Here is a 15,998-nt window from a genome sequence, read left to right on the forward strand (position 1 = left end):
ACAAAAAAGGCCTCATCAGAGGCCTTTTCCATTCAGCAACCGACTAATCAGCCTTTGCTGGCTTCCAGGTTGTCCAGGTACTTCTCAGCATCCAGCGCAGCCATACAGCCAGTGCCCGCAGAGGTAATGGCCTGACGGTAGATGTGGTCAGACACGTCACCGGCAGCAAACACACCCTCAACACTGGTTTGAGTCGCGTTGCCGTTGGTGCCACTGTGTACTTTCAGATAGCCGTCGTTCATATCCAGCTGACCTTCGAAAATACCGGTGTTTGGCTGGTGACCAATAGCAACGAAGATGCCGTCTACGGCAACGTCTTCAGTTTCGCCGGTTTCGCGGTTTTTAATGCGCATGCCGGTAACGCCCATGTCGTCACCCACCACTTCGTCCAGCTCGCTGTTCCACTTGATGGTTACGTTGCCGTTCTTGGCTTTTTCCAGCAGCTTGTCGGCCAAAATCTTCTCAGAACGGAAGCTGTCACGACGGTGTACAACCACGACTTCAGAAGCAATGTTGGACAAGTACAGGGCTTCTTCAACTGCGGTGTTACCACCACCGATCACAGCCACTGGCTTCTTGCGGTAGAAGAAACCGTCACAGGTAGCACAGGCAGAAACACCCTTGCCCTTGAACGCTTCTTCACTTTCCAGACCCAGGTACTTGGCGGAAGCACCAGTACAGATAATCAGTGCGTCACAAGTGTATTCACCGCTGTCGCCCTTCAGGTAGAAAGGACGCTGCTGCACGTTCACTTCGCTGATCTGATCGAACACGATTTCGGTTTCAAAACGCTCGGCGTGCGCCTTCATGCGCTCCATCAGTTCAGGGCCCTGAACACCCATGGCATCACCAGGCCAGTTATCCACTTCGGTGGTAGTGGTCAGCTGACCACCCATTTGCATACCGGTGATCATCACAGGATTCAGGTTGGCGCGGGCAGCATAAACAGCAGCGGTGTAACCCGCAGGGCCAGAGCCCAGAATCAACAATTTAACGTGGCGTGGTTCGCTCATTTCGATCTCCAGATGTGACGGCCCGGTAACCAAAGCCTGTAATAGCAGCTTTGATTTTTAGACTTCTTTGAAAGGTTGCAGACTATATATAGGCAACTACTGCAGTTTCAATAGCTGCCTTATACAGAAAGCAAATAACCTAAGGCCCCACAGCACCGCTCCGCACCACGCTCAGCTCTGGCTGTTACCCGACCTCGTCGTTCTGGCTGACACCGGGCTCCTCCGATTGGCTCTGGCATCACGCCGTTACCAATTTTAATCGGTTCACCCCTGCACCTTTGGATTTGTTGCCTATACTCAAAACGCGCTTAAAGCGAAGAAGGTCAACAGTCATCCAGCACCATCGCTGACTCACGGCCGTTCGATGCCTTACAGCCGTTTGATGCCTTATAGCTGTTTGATGCCTTATAGCTGTTTGATGCCTTGCAGCCGTTCGATGCCTTACAGCTTGATGATAGTACCGCCACCTTGCCAGCACTACGCCGTTCCATAACGGACGTTCGAAAAGGAGCCTTTGAACCATGTGGGAGTTTTGTTCTCGTTGTTCACCCCGCACATTGAACTTCATCAACCAGGCAGGCTGGCTAACCAGCATTGCCATCCTGATGTTTTCCGGCGGCTCTATGGTCGCCATGGCCACCAGCCTGACGTTGTTTGCCATCATGACGCTGCTGCGGTTTGGCCAAAAACAGTTTTTGCAGCAGCAACGGGGACAACTGCACGGTGTACTGAATCAGGTGAATCAGGGCGATCTGAGCCCAAGGCTGGCGCTGAAAAACGCCGATGCAAACATGCGTGAGATGTCCGGCAACCTGAACTCGTTTCTGGATCAGGTTGAAAGCTACATCCGCGAAGCCGAATCTTCCTTTCGGGCCGCCAGTGAAGAAAAGTTCTTCCGGGCACCAGACTGCACCGGCCTGAAGGGGCAACTGAACGATTCCCTGAACAACATCGCCGTGGCCTTCAAAGCCATCGAAGAAGCCAACTTCCTCAGCAACAACAAAGAACTCGACCGCGACATTGGCCACACCAAAACCGAAGGGTTACTGACCAACCTGGCCCGCAATCAGGAAGACCTGGGGAAAGTAGCCAATGAAATGACCGCTGTTGAAAAACAATCCGCCACCGGGGTACAGCTATCGACCGATGCGCTGAACCGCATTCGTGGGGTGGTGGGCGACCTGCAACAACAGTCGGAAAAAGCCAACTCCATTCACGGCAATGCCGCCGAACTGCGTGACCACACCGAAGAAATCGCCAAGGTGCTGCGTCAGATCGACACCATTGCCGAACAAACCAACCTGCTGGCGTTGAACGCCGCCATCGAAGCCGCTCGCGCTGGAGAAGCCGGCCGCGGCTTTGCAGTGGTGGCCGATGAGGTGCGCGCACTGGCCGCCAACACCCAATCTGCAACTGCCAACATCAGCGGCCTGATGACTCATTTTCAGACATCCTCCAACGCCATGGCAGACGCCGCCAGCGATATGGTGGAGTCGACCCGCTCGGTGACCGGCTCAACCTTGCAGTTTGAAACCTCGTTTGGCGAACTGGCCAGCATCGCCCAGCGCACCTACCAGAAGATCAGCTACTCCGAGATTGTGAGCTTTGCCTCACTGATCAAGGTAGACCACATGATCTATGTGCAAAACGGCTACCGGGCCATTGAAGCTGGCCCCGGCAGCGATGCCTGGCGCGCGGTCGACTGCGACCACCACAGTTGTCGCTTCGGCCAATGGTATGAAACCGGCATTGGCCACCAGTATTTCAGCCACTTACCCTCCTACAAAGGCATTGAGCCACTGCATAAATCCTTGCACGAAGAAATGGCAAAGATCCTCCTCGCCGTCAGACAGCCCGACTGGCAAAACAGCCTTGAAAGCCACGACAACGTGCGGATGGGATTCGAGCGCATTGAAGACGTCAGCAACCGTTTGATTGGCATGATTGATCAGCTAACCGATGAAAAGCTGCGCTTTGAAAGCTCGGAAAGCAAAAGCGAAGTCGAGCTGTTTTAAGCCCTCACCGTTAACGCGATTACGCCCTCTCGTTTACCCGCGTTCACGCCCTTAAGGGTGAGCGACGGGCACCATGGCACAAGGCTCTGGAGCTGTAACCCGCGCCTGGCACCTCCTCTGGATTAACCAAACACTCCACAAAAAATTACTTCTGACACTTCACATCAGCAGCAATTAGAGCCATATTGAATTCAACACCCACGGAGGGAGGGAGACGTTGCCAGTCTACCCGTTTGAAGTTCATGCAGTGGTTCGCTGCTGCCCATTGCCTGCTTGCAGGCCACTCTCAGAGGCGCTGAACGTGCAACGCTTCCGGGGACTTGCCGACTCATTTCATGGCCGCCAGACAAGATCTTCAGACACCCTTCACGTCTCCGCTTTACCCGCTCCTTCAACGCCACCCTTGAATCACCCGTCGATTCAATTGCTAACCCAACTACTAACTCAATTCGCCGGGCTTCTGCCCAAACAATCACCCAAGCAACCGCCCACACAAGTACCAAACCAACCGTTATGCCCTGCAACCGGCCTTGCGCCGGTACATCATTCATTCCGTTTTTGTTCCGATCACCTGACATCAGGAGAGCGTCTTTATGGCCGCACGCAAAACCGCCGCAAAAATGTATGTGCTGGACACCAACGTGCTGATTCACGACCCAGCCTCGATTCACAAATTCGAGGAACATCAGGTCGTTATCCCAATGACCGTTCTGGAAGAGCTCGACAAACTGAAGATCGGCAAGGCAGGCATTGCCACTGACTGCCGCGAGGCCATTCGCCAGATCGACCAGATTATTGGCGATGCCAGCCCGACCGAAGTGTCCAAAGGGGTGCCGATTCAACGCCCTGACGGCAGCACCCAAGGGACCTTTTCCATCCTGCTGGACGGCTTTGACAGCCGTAATCGCACCCTGCCGCTGGACCTGAATGACAACAAGATCATCAACAGTCTGGTCGCGCTGCAAGAGAAAAACCCGCGCCGGGACATCGTGCTGATTACCAAAGACATCAACATGCGCCTGAAAGCCCGAGGCTGCGGCGTCGGCGCGCAGGACTACCAGAACGACCAGTTGCTGACCGATGTGTCGCTGCTGGAAACCGGCTATCACACCTACCCCGGCTCGTTTTGGGACAGCCAAAGCAAGGTAGAAACCTTCCACGACACCTCCGGCACCTTCCACCGTATTCCCCGTGCCGACCTACCGGAAGAGCTGTACATCAACCGGTTTATCGTCGATGAAGCAGGCTTTATTGGCAAAATCGTCGACCTTGGGCAGGAAATTGCCGTATTACAGGATCTGCCTGCCGAACAAATGATGTCGCAGTGCGCATGGGGCCTGAAACCCCGCGACCTGCCACAAGCGATGGCGCTGCACCTGTTGCTGGACCCCAATGTGTCACTGGTGACACTGAGTGGCCAGGCGGGCTCAGGTAAAACCATTCTGGCGCTGGCCGCGGCCATTGAAATGACCGTCGCCACCCAACAATTCCGCCGCATTATCGCCACCCGCAGTACCCGCGGACTGGACGAAGACATCGGCTACCTGCCGGGCACCGAAGCAGAAAAAATGGAGCCCTGGCTGGGCGCGATTACCGACAACCTGGAAGCGCTGCACAGCGATGATGAACACCAGAACTCCAGTGTCGACTACATCCTTCAGAAGGTGCCGTTGCAGTTCAAATCCCTGAACTACATTCGCGGCCGCAGCTTTCAGCACAGTCTGATTCTGATTGATGAATGCCAGAACCTGACCCCCCACCAGATGAAGACCATCATCACCCGGGCTGGCGCGGGCTCCAAAGTGGTGTGCCTGGGCAACCTGGCGCAGATCGACACCCCGTACCTCAACCCGATCAGCTCCGGATTGACCTACCTGATTGAACGCTTCAAGGAGTTTAATCTGGGCGGCACCATTCATTTGGAAGGCTCGCCACGCTCGCCGCTGGCGGAATACGCGGAAACGCATTTGTAAATTGCCCTGAATTACCCTGAAAAACAGCGGTGGGGACATGTCCCCACCCTACCCGCTACACACAGGCTACCTTTACCTCGCATACCTCACACCTGTAGGAGCAGGCTTGCCTGCGAATTGGGCCCCAAGCAATACAGCACCACCCCGCTGCTACCAACAAATTCATCCGCACGACCGTGACTTTCCTGACTGCTGTCTATACTGATCCAGACAAGTGGACTTTTTCTCGCCCAATGGGCCTCTGTACGCCCTTGACGAGTGCCAGTCCCTATCTCTCTTAACGGATGTTTATGGACGATATTATGGCAATCATTTCCCGTAACCCGGTCTGTCGCTGGTTGGTAACCGTACTGTTAAGCCTGGCCTCATTTCAGCTACTGGCTGCTGACGCCAAGGGTGAGGACTCCGAATACAAGATTTACGAGCTGGAGTTTGAAACCGATTCCAACTGGACCAGCGTTGAAATCCGCGACGATGCGGTGTTCGTCAACGCGCCGGTTGGCGCCAGCATGAACCTCACCTCCAAAGACGGTTTGCGCTCGTTTACGCTGTCGCCGCAAAAGCTGCATTTGCGTTCGCGCAGCCGTGGTCTGGTGAATATGAACCTGTTTGTACGCTCGAAGAATAACGTCCTGGGGCTCACCCTGTGCAAAGGTTCTCGCAGCAGCTACGCCAAAATAAGCTCCGACCAAAGCACCCAGAAAAACGACATGAAAGAACAGGACCACTGCGAAACCGCTGCGCTGGTGCTGAATCTGTTCTGATCCGTTATGCTGCGCGCTCAACAGCCAGCACCGGACTTCCCAATGATTAAACGCGTCGCGATTTACTGTGGTTCTCGCATGGGCAACGACCCGCAATTTGCCGAGGCCGCCGCCGCACTCAGCGGCTACCTGGCAAAGCAAGGCGTCGGTATCGTCTACGGCGGCAGCTCCGCCGGACTGATGGGGATTGTGGCAGATGCGGCACTCGCGGAAGGTGGCGACGTCATTGGCGTGATGCCAGATAACCTGTGGATTCAGGAACGCGCCCACAAGGGACTGACCCAACTTGAATTCGTCAGCGGCATGCACCAGCGCAAGGCCCGAATGGTTGAACTGGCGGATGCTTTTATCGCTTTACCAGGCGGTATTGGCACACTGGATGAAATGGTTGAAGTGCTGTGCTGGTCCAACATCGGCGACCACAACAAGCCTTGCGTCTGTTTTGACGTGAACAATTTCTGGCAGCCGTTCTTCACTCTGATGGAACACATCCAGCAACAGGACTTTGCCCATCATCAGGTGCCGCTGTTAAAAGCCACGCAACCGGCCGAGTTATTGACCCTGTTGAACGAGCACGCAGCCGCCTGAAGATTCAGGCGACGGCAGCACTTGAGCAATATGCAGCGGGGACAGAGCAGACGGGCTTAGAAAGTCCCCAACAGATGGCGACTCTGGGCCGCAAAGCCCGCGCCGACTTCGGCGTAGTAGTTAAACACCACATCCACCCCCATCGCCAGCAGCTCATCCCGTTCGTCGTCGTAGCGCGCCACCGCAGCAATGCGACCGGTATAGCCCGATAGCCGCAGCATTTCGAGGGTGCTCTTCATTTCCAGATGGGATGGCAGCGCCATCATAATCAGGTCAATATGGCCGTCAGAGCAGCCCATGCTCTCCCAGAACTCCATATCGTCGGCGTCACCGGCCACCACATTAATACCTTGCTTGCGCAACCGGATCACCCGCTCGGCATCCGACTCCACACCACAAATGCGTGAGCCGTATTCATCTTCCAAAGCCTGATAAGCGCCCTTGCCCACACGCCCCATGCCCAGAATCAGCACACTGGCATTGTCAGGACGCTCGTAAATGGCGTGCGCACCAGCCCGCTCGAAACGGTTGATCGACGTTTTGCGCAAGGCATACACATGGTGAGCACGACGATATATAAACGAACTGAGGACGAACGACAGCGACATGGCGACAGCAATGATCACCAGCCAATCCTGACTCATCCAGCCTTTTTCGGTGCTCAGACTGGCAACAATCAAGCCGAACTCACTGAAGTTGGTTAACGCCAGGGCACTCAGATACGACGCCCGCCCGGAAACCCGAAACATCACCAACAGCCCGAAGAACAAGCCAAACTTCAGCAGTAAGGTCAAAGTCAGGGCAACAACCGGCAGTACCATGTCCCAGCTTGGTAGCGCGGTAAAACCAATCGACAGGAAGAAGCCAATCAGGAACAGATCCTTGAAGCCCATCAGCGACTTGTAGATTTCAGACGACTTGGGGTGAGAGGCCAACAGCATGCCGATAATCAAGGCACCCAGGTCCCCTTTCATGTTCACCAGATAGAACAGCTCACTGCCGCCCAGCGCCAGGAAGAAGCCCAGCAGCGGCAGCAACTCATCGTGCCCTACCCGGCTGACCATACGGTGCAGCAGCGGTTTCAACAGCCACAACGCCAGCAGCCCAAACGCCAGAACCGAAGGCACCTTGCCGGTGGAAGCCACCAGGAAAATGACTGCCACGATGTCCTGAATTACCAGAATACCGACCGCCAGCTTACCGTGACGGGCTTTCAGCTCGGAGGCCTCCTCCAGCATTTTGATGACGCACACCGTGGACGAAAAGCTCAGGGCAAAGCCGACCAGAATCGCAGTGGTCAGTGGCAGCTGCAGATAACTGCTGATACCCAGCCAGCCCAGCAGCACCACAAAACCGGCGATTAACAACGTCCAGATCCCGGTATGTACCACGCTGGTGGCCCATACTTCGGTTTTCAGCAGCGCTTTGACATTCAGCTTCAAACCGATGGTAAACAGCATCAGGGTAATGCCCAGATCGGCCAGCTTTTGCAAACTGGAGTCTGGCTGCATACCCGCCGCATGAAGACCAAACCCCGCCAGCAAATAGCCCACCAGAGGTGGCATCCCCAGCTGCTTGACCACAAAGCCGCACACAAATGCCACCAGAATCCAGACAAAATCCATTCGGTTTTCCTTATTTAGACAGCCACAACGAGCAGAACCACAACCCTTCCAGCATCAAACACACTCGCCTGACCATCATTGACTGGCCGCAAAAGAGGTGCTGGTGAGCGTCATTTTGGGTAAAGTTTGCGCGCTCATATTACAGGTTGGATTCCCTTGCTAGAAATTCTTTATAAAGACGAGTACCTCGTCGCCATCAACAAGCCCAGTGGCCTGCTGGTGCATCGCAGCGAAATCGATCGCCATGAAACACGCTTTGTATTGCAACTGCTAAGAAACCAGCTGGGACAACGGGTTTACCCGGTGCACCGTCTCGACAAGCCCACCTCTGGCGTACTGGTGTTTGCACTGTCGAGTGAAATGGCCAGCCTGATTGTCGACCAGTGGCGCGAACGGGAAGTCGAGAAACGCTATCTGGCGATTACCCGTGGCTACATGCCGGAGCACATCCATCTGGACTACGCCATGAAGCCTCCTGTCGACAAATACGCCAAGCACGAAGTCGACAAGCCAGCCCAGGAAGCCATCACCGACTTTTACCTGAAAGCCACGGTGGAAATTCCGGTCGAAATCGACAAGTACCCTCAGTCCCGCTATTCGCTGGTTGAGGCTGTGCCCAAAACCGGCCGCAAGCATCAAATCCGTCGTCACCTGAAGCACCTGTCTCATCCCATCATTGGTGATGCACGCTACGGCAAGGGTCGCCACAGTCGCTACTTCCGTGATCACTTCGATGCTGGCCGTTTGTTGCTACACGCCTGGCAGTTACAGATGCAACATCCTGTTACTAACGAAACGCTCACCTTTGTGGCCCCTCTCGACCCTATCTGGAACCGCCTGATCGTTCGTTTTGGCTGGCAACAACAGCTGCCTGAGGCGTTGCATCAGGAAGACAACCAACATCCCTCAGAAGACTGCTCTGTGACGGGGCAATAAGCCCGATTTCGAGGCAAATCCACCAGTCAAGCGGCTGGTGGATAACTTTTCACCAATTCACGTCAACTTCCCTGCCGAAGGCAATTTTTTTCGATTTAACCGCATTTTTGCCCGCAAATTCCGATTTTTACCCTTGACTCAGGGTTACCCACAGATTCTGTGGATAAATTTGGGCATAAATTATTCAAAAGTGCCGCAAAGCCGCATTATTACTGGCTTTCTGACGGATTGGTCGGTTTTGCACCAGATTGATTTTTCCTTATTTTTCAATAACTTATAAAATATTCAAGTATTTTAGAGCAGTCTATTGACAAATCTCTAGCGAGCAAATTTTCACTTTACAGCGATGTGAATAACGCCTGGCTGATATTATTTTTTCATCTTTCACGCAAAAGATTGCAGTCAAGACTTGCAGGAAAAAATTTTTCCAATTTCCGCCATCGGGATCAACAAAGCGGTGCAAATGCTCTGTGGATAATTCGGGGGACAAGAATCTGCGCCAGCCAGAAGTTTATTGCACACTTGTTAAACAATCCTGAACGCGTCAGATTCTTATCAAAAACAGTTTAAAAAACAGCCACTTGACGAATTATTAACCAAAGGTGCAAATGCCACTTTGTTACAAATGAGAAATCGATCAAAAGTTGGACTGTGAATAATTGACTCGCCCTGACTCATACCATGGTATGTAAGGACGAATTTTCGGGCTGCACCGATCTGAAACAGCGCTGAATTTTGCCCACAGCCTTCAGTTAATCCACAGATTCTGTGGATAATTGTGTGCATATAGCCTTTAAAAACGCTTCAGACCCAAGCGATCTCTATCCCTCCCTTTGTTTGTCTATTTTTTAACCAATTCGTCATTTTCGGCGGTTTCCAAAATGGCTTTGGAGGGTTTCTTACAGACAACAAAAAACCCGCCGTGGCGGGTTTCTCTGACAGGGTTCAATACACCCGTGTTATCACAGCGACAACAAGGGCACATCGCGGGTTCTGTTACAAAACACCGAGCGCCTTGGCCATCTCTTTGGCCGGCATATAACCCGGGTACAACTGACCGTCTTCGGTGAAGATGGCGGGTGTGCCATTGACGCCCAGCTGCTGGCCCAGTTGATACTGTTGCGCTACCGGCGTGGCACAACCGTTACCCGCCTGCATGTTGCTGACCAGCGTCTGTTGCAGCTTTTCAACCTTGCCCTGCAGCGCGCTGTTACCAGCGCGCAACTGGCGACCCAGGCTGTTCAACTGCTGTTGGTCGGTTTTCATTTCGGTCATAGCCGCTGCACGGTCGTCCTGACACCAAACGTAGTTGATCTTCTGGTAAGACTGGGTCGGTTGGCCGGTCTGACGATCAACAATGCCGGAACGAGGATACGCCAGGTAGCGCACCGTAATACCCAGATCATTCAGCTCATCGACTTCCTGATGCAGCTTCTGACAGTAACCACAGTCAATATCGGTGAATACGTTGATCAATGCCTTCTGATCACCCTTGGCTTCAAACACCACGGTCTGATCATTTGCCACGGCAGCCAGGGCTTTGGCGCGCTTAGGATTCAATCGAGCCTCAGTCACGTTCACAGCGCTGCCACCGTCGATACGAATCACTTCGTCACGATAGATCAGGTGGCTGGCGTCTGGCGTCATGTAGAGGAAGGGGCCGCTTTCCATGGTGACTTCCAGAATCTGGCCATTGGCGATCAGATTGGCTTCAGCCACCTTGATGTGTTCACCGTAGATGGTTTGCAAACGGGCTTCCGCCACGTCGCTGATATCTTCTGCAGAAGCCCCCAGGGGCAGCATAGCCAAGCCGGATACCAGGCTGGCTAACATCAATTTTTTCATTGTGACACTTACCTTGTCGTCGCTCGTCGGCCTTTGAACGCCAATCCTTGATCGGGTTCCCGGCCTTGAATTCAAAGTAACAGAGTAACACCAATTTCTTACAGGCATAAAAAAACGGGCCAAAAGGCCCGTTTTCTCGATATAAGGTTCGTGAGAACCAATTATACCTTTTCTTTAATACGTGCAGACTTACCGCTACGCTCACGCAGGTAGTACAGTTTGGCCTGACGAACGTCACCACGACGCTTAACAGCAATGCTGTCAACCAGTGGGCTGTGAGTCTGGAAGGTACGCTCAACGCCAACACCGTGGGAGATCTTGCGAACGGTGAAAGCAGAGTTCAGGCCGCGGTTACGCTTGCCGATTACAACGCCTTCGAACGCCTGCAGACGCTCACGGTTACCTTCTTTAACCTTAACCTGTACAACAACAGTGTCGCCAGGGCCGAAAGCAGGTACTTCAGCTTTCAGCTGAGCAGTTTCGATCTGCTGAATGATTGGATTCTTGTTGCTCATTGCATTGCTCCTTAACAGTCTGCCGGGCCGGTGTCTGATGTGTGGCCGTGCTCGCGCAGATACTCTGTCAATAATCTATGTTGTTCGTTACTCAGTTCCAGCGTTTCCAGCAAATCCGGACGTCGCTCCCAGGTTCGGCCCAAGGACTGTTTCAACCGCCACTGGCGGATCTTTTCGTGGTTGCCGCTCAGCAACACCTCGGGAACAGCTTCGCCTTCGTACACTTCCGGGCGGGTGTAATGTGGGCAGTCCAGCAAGCCTTCCATAAAGGAATCCTGCTGGGCCGATAAATCGTGCCCCAATACACCTGGTACCAGACGAATCACGGAATCCATCAGCGTCATGGCAGCCAGTTCGCCACCGCTGAGTACAAAATCGCCCAAAGACCACTCTTCGTCGATTTCGCGCTCAATCAAACGCTCATCAATGCCTTCGTACCGTCCTGAAACCAGAATCAGCTTGTCTTCTTGCGCCAGTTCAAGCGCGCCTTGCTGATCCAGCTTGCGACCTTGAGGTGACAAATAAATCACCTTGGCCGGTTTGCCGGGATGCTGGTCGGCTGCTTCACGAGCAGCCCGGATGGCGTCTTGCAGCGGCTGAATTTTCATCAGCATGCCAGGACCACCACCGTAAGGACGATCATCTACGGTCTGGTAGTTGTCGTATGCGTAATCACGCGGGTTCCAGCGATTGACCGAAACCAGGCCCTGCTTCACCGCCCTGCCACTGACACCGTAATCGGTGAGTGACTGGAACATCTCCGGAAACAGGGAGACCACTCCAAACCACATCGTCTTGTGCCTCTATCCGACCGTGTACGTCGGTTAGTAATCTGCTTCCCATTCCACCTGGATCTGACCTGCATCCAGGTCCACATCCAGAACGATGGCATCCACAAAAGGAATCAGGCGTTTTTGCTTGTCGATGCTGCCTTCGCAGCTCTTCACAGCAACTACCTGGTTACCACCGCCAGAGTCGAACAGTTCTTTCACCTCGCCCAGCAGCTGACCATGGGTATTAACTACCTTCAGGCCTTCCAGCTGGAACCAATAATGTTCATCTTCTTCGGGCTCGGGCAATTCGCTGGTGTAAACAGCAATTTCGGTCTGGGACAAAGCCAGCGCCGCATCGCGGTCGTTTACGCCTTTGATTTTTGCCACCAACCCCTTGCTTTGGGTATGGCCAGTTTCCAACTCGAACTTGCGCCACTCGCCGTTAACGTTCAACAGCCAGGTTGGGTAGTCCAGAATGTTGGTCATTGGATCGGTAAAGGAATACACCTTGACCCACCCCTTGATGCCAAACGCGGTGGTGGCTTTGCCAAGAATGGTGACTTCCTGGGTGGTCTCCATCGCTCCCTCGACTAACACGCCTTAGGCTTCAGCAGAAGCTTTTTGAGCTTGCTTGATCAGCTTCTTAACGCGATCAGTTGGCTGGGCGCCTTTACCCATCCAGTATTCAACGCGTTCCAGATCCAGACGCAGCTCTTCTTCCGCACCACGGGCGATAGGGTTGAAGAAACCAACACGCTCAATAAAACGACCGTCGCGTGGGCAACGAGAATCTGCAATGTTGATGCTGTAAAAAGGACGCTTTTTGGAGCCACCACGGGCCAAACGAATAACTACCATAAAAAAGATCTACTCCGATCGATTTATCAAGCGGGAAAACCAGATACCGCAGGAGGAAGTTCCTGCAATCCGGGAGTCCCGGTGGCGGGTTTTAAAATCGCCCACCGTTCAACATCTTTTCGGTACAAGCAGTGGCTGCAAAAGCTCGAAAACGAGCCTGAAAACCACCGAATGGACAGAAAAGGCCTATTCAAAGGGTCGCGAATTATGGACTGTCTTGAACGATATGTAAACGGCAAATCCAAAACAGACAACAGCCGCAGCTGTCGCCCCTTTTATAAGTACATAGTAAGCCCCATTTATACAGCTGCTATCAGAGGCTATGCTCAAGCCTCTGACTCTGTATGAAGGAACCCAACATGCGCGCCATCACGATTCCGGCCGTTCTCACCACCCTGTTTGCCAGCCTGATGTTCACCGCCCACTCCGGCGCTGAAGAAATCACCAGCCTGAAACCGTTTCAGGGCAAACACCGCATCATCATTGCCGATCAGGATGACAGCAAACGCTGGGTAAAAACCTTCAAGCAGGAAGACCTGCAACTGACCTTGCGCAACGTGGTCTGGCTGGTGATCGACAGCGACCGCCAACAGTTGATTGACTCCAACTCCCATCACACCCTCTCCGATGAGCTGGTGATGAAGCTTTCGTTCAGCCCGTATCTGGCACCGCCGAAAACCCGAGTGGTTTTGATTGGTAAAGATGGCGATATCAAGGAAACCTACGACGAGCTGGATATCGACGCCATCTACGACGACATTGATGAAATGCCGATGCGCCAGCGGGAAATGTATAAAGAGAGCCAGCGGGAAATGTATAAAGAGAACCAGCAGGAAATGCGTCAGGAAAAGCTGAAACAATAAGCCTCTTTTCAGCAAGGCCTGCCAGACAGGCCTTGTTCTGACAACCCGTCAGGTTCTCACAGAGTAACGTTGAGCCATCTGACAAGACATACTTCTACTAAAACCGCCCTCAAACAGGGCAAAAATCCTTCCAAAGCACCATTTACACCGCACCAGTCAGAGCCATTTGTCTCATCAACACGCCTTTTCTATCCCTGCGCCGACACCTTACTAAACAGTACTAAACCTAAACCAAACCAGACTGGAGCTGGGCTCAGTAGAAAGCAGCAGACCACTCTTGCTCTGAACTGCAACACTTCCTGCCACCGCTGGCACATCTCTTGCTGGTTTTGGTGGATAGAACCAAGAATCTTTATCAACGGCGATATTCGGCTCCAGCAATGGGGCTGAGGGTTTTTTATGCCTGAAATTCTCATAGCCAACAAAAGTAGCGATATAAATATGATTCCAATTATTAACACATCAGCCACCGAGCAGCAGGGTTTTACCGCCGAACAAAAAGCCTGGTTGGCCGATATGTTGATAAAAACCAACCTGCACATGGCCCTGGGCTCTTCATCACAGGCCAAGGAATCCAATATTCCGGAAACCTTCTGGGGAACGCCGGTGGAGGATTTGTGCAAGGAAGAAAAAAGAAAATACGAAAAGCATGTATTGGATATCTGGGACGATATTGTAAAAAGTAACGATACCAACCAAATACTGGAAGGACTGGATCAATTCGCTTCCCGCCATTTTGGTTTATTTAATGTCGCACCAGCCAGTATTGGTTATATGGTGCGTATGCGTATTCCTGCTTGCGTACTGCGTGGCGACCAAATGATGGTACTGGGCGATGTTGCAGAAAACATCGCCGGAGGCTATGCCCACGTTACCACTCGCGGCAGCTTTCAGTTTCGAGAGATTGAACCCAACCGCATCCTCGAAATGCTCGGTCTGTTCTACGACTCCGGCTTGTCCTGTAAAGGCACCGGGGCCGACAGCGCACGTAACATCACCTGCATCCCTACCGCCGGTTTCGATCCGGAAGAATTAATCGACCTGCGCCCCTACGCACACAAGCTCAGTCATCTGATATTGAATACCCGCGACTATCAGGGGATTCCTCGAAAATTCAATTTCTCATTTGATAACGCTGGCACCACCTCCTGCGTTTCAGATACCAACGATGTCGGCTTTCTTGCAGTCAACGTCAAAGAGAATAATCGGAATGTAGAACCCGGTATTTATTGCCGCCTAATTCTCGGAGGTATTACCGGACACCATGATTTTGCCCGTGATACCGGATTTATTTGCAAACCGGAAGATACCACCGAAATAGCAGACGCCATATTACGGGTATTCGTTCAGCATGGAGATCGTACCAATCGTAAAAAGGCCCGCTTTAAATACGTTCTGGATGCTCATGGATTTGATTGGGTATGCGAACGTATTCAGGAAGTATTGGACGGCTATGGCAAAGGCACCCGCTTGATTCCGCTGTCGACCGAATTTGACGCACCACGCCCCAGCATTAATCGCCATGGCCATATTGGTGTACATCCTCAAGCTCAACCGGGCTACAAGTACATTGGCGTTGCTCTCCGACTCGGCAAAATGTCGCCAGAGCAAATGCGTGGCATCGGTCGCATCGCCATGAAATACGGCAACAACGACGTGCGCCTGACGGTGTGGCAAAACCTGCTGGTCCCACACATCAGGGACGAGGATGTTGATACTGTCATCCGCGAAATCGAGTCGCTTGGAATGACCACCAGCGCCACCGCATTTGAAGCCGGTGCTGTTGCCTGTACTGGCCGCTGGGCCTGCAAGCTTGCCAACGCCTATACAAAGGAAGACGGTAACGCCATTGTCGATCATCTGAATGGCAAATTTGAGCTCGACCAACCCATCAACATCCACCTGACCGGCTGCCCTAACTCCTGTGCCCAGCACTACATTGGCGATCTGGGCATGATTGGTACCGCCGCCGACGATGGCAGCGAAGGCTACAACATTGTGGTTGGCGGTGGCGTCGATGACGATCAACACCTCGCCCGCCCACTTTGTGGCCCCATCGCCTCCCGCGATATTTGCAAAACCTCAGAAACCATCGTCGGTAACTACCTGAAATCCAGGCAAGGCAACGAAAGCTTTATCACCTTCGTCAACCGACTCGGCGACGCCGAACTGAAAGACGTTCTGCTTGAGCCCCTTTGAATATCCCCGACAGCCCAGCGAAGCACCGATT

14 protein-coding genes are annotated in these 15,998 nt (G+C 53.1%); 7 read left to right on the plus strand and 7 right to left on the minus strand.

Annotated features, from left to right (window positions below):
* Positions 1 to 47 precede the first annotated feature (47 nt).
* Positions 48 to 1,013: a thioredoxin-disulfide reductase gene (gene trxB / locus G516_RS0116335; RefSeq protein ID WP_028294545.1), complete on the minus strand. Its 966-nt coding sequence runs from the start codon at positions 1,011 to 1,013 to the stop codon at positions 48 to 50.
* 521 nt (positions 1,014 to 1,534) lie between these two features.
* Between trxB and G516_RS25210 the strand changes: the two genes are divergently transcribed.
* The 4 genes from G516_RS25210 (at position 1,535) to G516_RS0116355 (ending at position 6,353) form a co-directional block, all read left to right on the plus strand.
* Complete coding sequence (locus tag G516_RS25210; protein WP_028294546.1) at positions 1,535 to 3,028, plus strand: methyl-accepting chemotaxis protein; 1,494 nt, start codon at positions 1,535 to 1,537, stop codon at positions 3,026 to 3,028.
* 593 nt (positions 3,029 to 3,621) lie between these two features.
* A complete protein-coding gene (locus G516_RS0116345) occupies positions 3,622 to 5,001 on the plus strand; it encodes a PhoH family protein (RefSeq protein WP_028294547.1) in 1,380 nt (459 codons plus the stop codon).
* Positions 5,002 to 5,303: 302 nt separating this feature from the next.
* Positions 5,304 to 5,765: a hypothetical protein gene (locus tag G516_RS22975; protein ID WP_211225133.1), complete on the plus strand. Its 462-nt coding sequence runs from the start codon at positions 5,304 to 5,306 to the stop codon at positions 5,763 to 5,765.
* Between the two features lie 42 nt (positions 5,766 to 5,807).
* Positions 5,808 to 6,353, plus strand: coding sequence for an LOG family protein (locus G516_RS0116355; protein WP_036537144.1), 546 nt, complete (start codon positions 5,808 to 5,810; stop codon positions 6,351 to 6,353).
* 56 nt (positions 6,354 to 6,409) lie between these two features.
* Here G516_RS0116355 and G516_RS0116360 read toward each other — a convergent pair whose 3' ends face one another.
* Positions 6,410 to 7,978, minus strand: a complete 1,569-nt coding sequence (locus G516_RS0116360) for a cation:proton antiporter family protein (protein ID WP_028294549.1) — start codon at positions 7,976 to 7,978, stop codon at positions 6,410 to 6,412.
* Positions 7,979 to 8,134: 156 nt separating this feature from the next.
* Here G516_RS0116360 and truC point away from each other — a divergent pair, with 156 nt between their 5' ends.
* A complete protein-coding gene (gene truC / locus G516_RS22980; RefSeq protein WP_051219522.1) occupies positions 8,135 to 8,914 on the plus strand; it encodes a tRNA pseudouridine(65) synthase TruC in 780 nt (259 codons plus the stop codon).
* A gap of 996 nt (positions 8,915 to 9,910) precedes the next feature.
* On the opposite strand, the gene G516_RS0116370 is transcribed toward truC, so the two are convergent.
* The 5 genes from G516_RS0116370 to rpsP all read right to left on the minus strand — a co-directional run bounded on the left by G516_RS0116370 (position 9,911) and on the right by rpsP (position 12,905).
* Positions 9,911 to 10,759, minus strand: a complete 849-nt coding sequence (locus G516_RS0116370) for a DsbC family protein (RefSeq protein ID WP_036536776.1) — start codon at positions 10,757 to 10,759, stop codon at positions 9,911 to 9,913.
* Positions 10,760 to 10,920: 161 nt separating this feature from the next.
* A complete protein-coding gene (gene rplS / locus G516_RS0116375; RefSeq protein WP_028294551.1) occupies positions 10,921 to 11,274 on the minus strand; it encodes a 50S ribosomal protein L19 in 354 nt (117 codons plus the stop codon).
* 11 nt (positions 11,275 to 11,285) lie between these two features.
* Entirely contained in the window at positions 11,286 to 12,065 is a 780-nt protein-coding gene (trmD, locus tag G516_RS0116380; RefSeq protein ID WP_028294552.1) for a tRNA (guanosine(37)-N1)-methyltransferase TrmD, read from the minus strand.
* 33 nt (positions 12,066 to 12,098) lie between these two features.
* Positions 12,099 to 12,626 (minus strand): ribosome maturation factor RimM, encoded by a 528-nt coding sequence (gene rimM / locus G516_RS0116385; RefSeq protein ID WP_028294553.1) that lies wholly within the window; start codon positions 12,624 to 12,626, stop codon positions 12,099 to 12,101.
* A 21-nt stretch (positions 12,627 to 12,647) separates the two neighbouring features.
* Positions 12,648 to 12,905 carry a 30S ribosomal protein S16 gene (gene rpsP / locus G516_RS0116390; RefSeq protein ID WP_028294554.1) on the minus strand — a complete coding sequence of 86 codons (258 nt, stop codon included), beginning with the start codon at positions 12,903 to 12,905 and terminating at the stop codon, positions 12,648 to 12,650.
* Between the two features lie 359 nt (positions 12,906 to 13,264).
* Here rpsP and G516_RS0116395 point away from each other — a divergent pair, with 359 nt between their 5' ends.
* Together G516_RS0116395 and G516_RS0116400 are read left to right on the plus strand one after the other, a co-directional pair.
* Positions 13,265 to 13,768: a DUF4174 domain-containing protein gene (locus G516_RS0116395; RefSeq protein WP_028294555.1), complete on the plus strand. Its 504-nt coding sequence runs from the start codon at positions 13,265 to 13,267 to the stop codon at positions 13,766 to 13,768.
* A gap of 441 nt (positions 13,769 to 14,209) precedes the next feature.
* Positions 14,210 to 15,967: a NirA family protein gene (locus G516_RS0116400; RefSeq protein WP_051219523.1), complete on the plus strand. Its 1,758-nt coding sequence runs from the start codon at positions 14,210 to 14,212 to the stop codon at positions 15,965 to 15,967.
* Positions 15,968 to 15,998 lie beyond the last annotated feature (31 nt).

The organism is Oceanobacter kriegii DSM 6294, from assembly GCF_000422845.1.
In the GTDB taxonomy this organism is placed as follows: Bacteria; Pseudomonadota; Gammaproteobacteria; order Pseudomonadales; family Oceanobacteraceae; genus Oceanobacter; species Oceanobacter kriegii.